Source organism: Methylobacterium sp. CCH5-D2 (genome assembly GCF_001556475.1).
Lineage (GTDB): Bacteria > Pseudomonadota > Alphaproteobacteria > Rhizobiales > Beijerinckiaceae > Methylobacterium > Methylobacterium hispanicum.
Window position 1 is genome coordinate 1 of sequence record NZ_LSIX01000527.1, and the last position, 3288, is coordinate 3288.

The following is a 3288-nucleotide window of genomic DNA, read 5'->3' on the forward strand; positions in this document are numbered from 1 at the left end:
GCCAGACCGTTCGAACCTCATCTATGTCGTGGACGACGACCCGGCGGTCCTGCACTCCACCCGCTTCCTGCTGGAGGGCGAGGGGCATCGCGTCGAGACCTTCTCCGGCGGCCCCGAGCTGCTGGCGGCCTTCCCCGGCCCCAGCCCCGCCTGCGTGCTCCTCGACCACGTGTTGGAGGGCATGGACGGCCTGGAGGTCGTCACCCGCCTGCGGGGCCTCGATGCCGGTGTCCCGGTTGTCCTGATCACCGGGCATCCGGACCCCGGCATCCGGACCCGCGCCCACTCGGCCGGCGTCCCCCTCGTGGAGAAGCCCTTCGCCCTGGAGGCGCTGCTGAGCCTGCTCGTGGCCGGCGCTGCCGGCAGGGCTTCGGCCGGGCCGACCTGAGGCGCCGCGGGCGCCGAACCGTCTTCGCAGCGCGACCCGGCGGCAGGTCAGTCGATGCGCGAATGCTGGATCGCGATCTCCGCAGCGGGGACGAGGGCGGCGGGTCGATCCATGCGGAACGCCAGGGACGCCCCGAGCAGGTTCGCCAGACCGATCAGCGCCAGGACCAGGACGACGGCGATCTCGTCCGCCCGCTCGCGCTGGGCGTGGATGATCACGCAGCCGGCCGTGAAGGCGCCCGCCAGGACGAGACTCGTCACGTTCGGATACATGGGTCCTCCCGCGGTGACGGTGCCGCCCCGGGACGCCGCACGGAGCCGGGCGGCACGCTTCAGGCCCCTCGCAGCCGATCGATGCGCGCGGCGTTCGGGCAGAAGGCCGGATAGGTGGCCGCAGCCGTTCCGGCCCGGATCGCGTCCTCGCAGCGCCGGCGCTCGGCGCAAGCTGAGCAGGCGGCTTCGAGATCCCGCATGGTCGCCGGATCGCGCCGCCGGACGGCGTCGGGGTCGAGATGGAGGCTGCGCATCAACGCCTCGATGCCCTGGATCCTCGCGGCCGACAGGGATCCCCCCGCGCCGGCCTCCAGCAACGTCTCCCGCATCTCCTCGTCGGCGTCCCCGAGTTCCCGTGCCGCCTTCAGCAGACAGCACCACGCGTCCATGGCGGGGAGGACGCCGAAGGGGTCGAGCAGGTCGGGATCGTCGGCTGGTACGGGCATGGAGGTCTCCGACGCGGCGTCGAAGGGGTACACGCCGCACCGGCGCCCTCCTTGATCCAGCGCAAACCCGCCCCGGACCACGGGGCCGACCGGGCGCGTCATGGGCGCGGCCGCGCGCGTCATGGGCGCTCCACGGCGGCGATCCGGATCCGTTCGAGCGCGGCGCGAAGCTGCCGGTCCCGCGCCGGATCCAGATCGAGATCCGGCACGACGCCGCCGCGCAGCCCGTCCTCGCGGGTCGGGCGCGATGAGCCGGGCCGGGCCGGGCCGGGCTCCCGCCCGCGCGGGCCGGCCGCCGCCTCGGCGGCGACCACGTGGTCGGGCTCGATGCCATGCCCCTCGATCCGCCGGCCGGACGGCCTCACGGCCCAGGCCGTCGTGATGTGTAATCCGCGTCCGCCGGGATGCGCGAAGGTCGATTGCACGGCGCCCTTCCCGTAGGTGCGCGTCCCGACGACGGTGGCGCGCTGATGGTCCTGAAGCGCGCCCGCGACGATCTCGGCGGCGGAGGCGGTCTCGCGATCGACGAGCACCACCATCGGGAGGCCGCCGATCAGGTCGCCCGCCGGCCCGTCCAGGGCGAACCGCTCGACCGATCCGGGACCGCGTCCGACGAGGCGCACGATCTCGCCCCGCCCGAGGAAGGCTCCGGCGACGGCCGCGGCCTGGACGACGAGGCCGCCCGGGTTTCCGCGCAGGTCCAGGACGAAGCCGGTGAGGCGGTCGCGCCCGATCTCGGCCTTGAGACGCGCGATCGCCGTGAGCAGGCGCCCGCCCGTGCGGTCGTCGAAATGATCGAGCGCGATGTAGGCGACCGTATCGAGGGCAAGGATGCGGACGGGGTGGAGCGGCAGCCACGCCCGCGTCAGGGTGACCTCGGCGGCGGTGGCCTCGCCCGGGCGGGCGACCCGCAGGCGAACGCGCGACCCGGGCTCGCCGCGGAGGCGCCCGACGACCTCAGCGGCGCCGAGTCGCCGGACGGGGCTGCCGTCGATCCGCTCGATGACGGTGCCGGCCGTGAGGCCGGCGGTCGCCGCGGGCGTGCCGGGGACCGTGCGCTCGATTCTGCCCTCCGCCCCGATCTCGACCCCGATCCCGGAATAGCCTCCGACATTCTGCTCGCCCAGGCGGGAGAGCTCGTCCGCGGTCAGGTAGCGCGCGTAGGGGTCCAGGGCGGCGACCATTCCGGAGAGCGCCGCCTCGACGAGGCGATCCGGGCCGCGCCGGTCCGCGGCCCGCGACAGCACGGCGTGCAGCGCGTCTCCGAAGATCGCGGCCTCCCGATAGGGCGTGTCGGCGCGCGGCGGCCGGGCGCCGACGCCCTGCGCGACCGCGACCGCCAGGTGGGCGCCGGCAGCACCGGCGACCATGGCGGCCGCGAAGAGCGCCAGCCCCCCCGCGCGGCCGGCCGGCGTCCGGCCCGCCGCGGGCCTGTCTCGGATCGATCGCGGCATGCTCCGGGCCCGCACTTCTGGCACGGGCGCAGGACTCGCCCCGGACCCGGCCCGCCGCCTTGAGCTGGGTCAATGTCGGTACGTCCCGGCGGGCGCAGCCTCGATGTCGAGAGCCGGCGCGGAACGGCTCCTGCGGAGAGGCGCCATGACCCGGGACCGATCACCCGCGCTCGCCGACATCCACGACGTGCAGGTCGTCGTCGTCGAGGAAGAGCGGGGCGGTACATCCCCGGCCGCGATCGGCTTCGGGCTGACGCTCGCGAAAGCGGCGGGGGCCCACCTGACGATCCAGTCCGCCGCGCGTCGCCTGACCTTCGACAACCCATGGGGCGGCGGCTTCGACGACGGCGCCGTTGAGGCCGGGAACAGGCGCCTCGACGCGCTGGCCCGCGCCACCGCCGTGCGCGCCGCGGGCGACGCGGCCCAGGCGGGCGTGGTCTGCACGACCGAGGCGCCAAGCGTCAGCTTCCCGGAAATCCTTGCCCGGCTCATCGCCCGTGCGCCTCTCTACGACCTCACGGTCCTGGATGCCGACCCGTCCGCGTTCGACACGCACCGGATGCTGATCGAGGGCGCCATCCTCGAGAGCGGGCGCCCGGTGATCGTGGTGCCGCCGGCCCACACGGCCTTCGCGGCCCGGCGCATCCTGCTGGCCTGGGACGGCAGCGCCCAGGCCGCGCGCGCCGCCAACGACGCCCTGCCCTTCCTGCGCGCCGCCGAGGCCGTCG

General features: G+C 75.2%; 4 protein-coding genes and 1 pseudogene. 2 read left to right on the forward strand and 3 right to left on the reverse strand.

Annotation, left to right across the window (positions count from 1 at the left end):
- Window positions 1-19: 19 nt before the first annotated feature.
- On the forward strand, window positions 20-388 hold the full coding sequence (locus tag AX737_RS13425; RefSeq protein ID WP_082773029.1) for a response regulator: 369 nt from the start codon (window positions 20-22) through the stop codon (window positions 386-388).
- Between the two features lie 47 nt (window positions 389-435).
- On the opposite strand, the gene AX737_RS13430 is transcribed toward AX737_RS13425, so the two are convergent.
- From AX737_RS13430 to AX737_RS13440, 3 genes are all read right to left on the reverse strand, one after another.
- On the reverse strand, window positions 436-660 hold the full coding sequence (locus AX737_RS13430) for a hypothetical protein (protein WP_066922085.1): 225 nt from the start codon (window positions 658-660) through the stop codon (window positions 436-438).
- Between the two features lie 59 nt (window positions 661-719).
- Window positions 720-1106 carry a DUF6455 family protein gene (locus tag AX737_RS13435; protein WP_066922088.1) on the reverse strand — a complete coding sequence of 129 codons (387 nt, stop codon included), beginning with the start codon at window positions 1104-1106 and terminating at the stop codon, window positions 720-722.
- Window positions 1107-1225: 119 nt separating this feature from the next.
- Entirely contained in the window at window positions 1226-2560 is a 1335-nt protein-coding gene (locus AX737_RS13440) for a S41 family peptidase (protein WP_082773028.1), read from the reverse strand.
- Window positions 2561-2705: 145 nt separating this feature from the next.
- Here AX737_RS13440 and AX737_RS13445 point away from each other — a divergent pair.
- Window positions 2706-3288 (forward strand): annotated as a pseudogene (locus AX737_RS13445) (universal stress protein); the annotation flags it as partial.